The 982-nt window shown below is 49.6% G+C and carries 1 rRNA gene; it reads right to left on the reverse strand.

Annotation, left to right across the window (positions count from 1 at the left end):
* A 16S ribosomal RNA gene (locus tag CNQ84_RS20240) occupies positions 1-742 on the reverse strand; the annotation flags it as partial.
* Positions 743-982: the final 240 nt, after the last annotated feature.

The following is a 982-nucleotide window of genomic DNA, read 5'->3' on the forward strand; positions in this document are numbered from 1 at the left end:
CAGTCCAGGTGGTCGCCTTCGCCACTGGTGTTCCTTCCTATATCTACGCATTTCACCGCTACACAGGAAATTCCACCACCCTCTACTGTACTCTAGCCAGACAGTTATGGATGCAGTTCCCAGGTTAAGCCCGGGGATTTCACACCCATCTTATCAAGCCGCCTACGCGCGCTTTACGCCCAGTAATTCCGATTAACGCTTGCACCCTCTGTATTACCGCGGCTGCTGGCACAGAGTTAGCCGGTGCTTATTCTGTTGGTAACGTCAAGGTTGCAGCGTATTAAGCTACAACCCTTCCTCCCAACTTAAAGTGCTTTACAATCCGAAGACCTTCTTCACACACGCGGCATGGCTGGATCAGGCTTTCGCCCATTGTCCAATATTCCCCACTGCTGCCTCCCGTAGGAGTCTGGACCGTGTCTCAGTTCCAGTGTGACTGATCATCCTCTCAGACCAGTTACGGATCGTTGCCTAGGTGAGCCATTACCTCACCTACAAGCTAATCCGACCTAGGCTCATCTGATAGCGTGAGGTCCGAAGATCCCCCACTTTCTCCCGTAGGACGTATGCGGTATTAGCGTTCCTTTCGAAACGTTGTCCCCCACTACCAGGCAGATTCCTAGGCATTACTCACCCGTCCGCCGCTCTCAAGAAGAAGCAAGCTCCTTCTCTACCGCTCGACTTGCATGTGTTAGGCCTGCCGCCAGCGTTCAATCTGAGCCATGATCAAACTCTTCAGTTAAATACTGATTGGGTTTTGAGAAAACCCTAAACTTGGCTCAGCTTTACAAAAAACTCATGAATTCACAGAGTTACTTGCTAGGCTGATAATCTTTCTGATCATCGAGCACATTCAGCAAGCACCCACACGAATTACTTGATTCAAATTGTTAAAGAGCGATTCGGTCAGCGTTTCCGCTCAACCAAGGCCGCGCATTCTACGCTAACCTTCTGTTCTGTCAAGCATTTTTTTGAAGTTTTT

Source organism: Pseudomonas abyssi, assembly GCF_002307495.1.
Classification (GTDB): domain Bacteria; phylum Pseudomonadota; class Gammaproteobacteria; order Pseudomonadales; family Pseudomonadaceae; genus Halopseudomonas; species Halopseudomonas abyssi.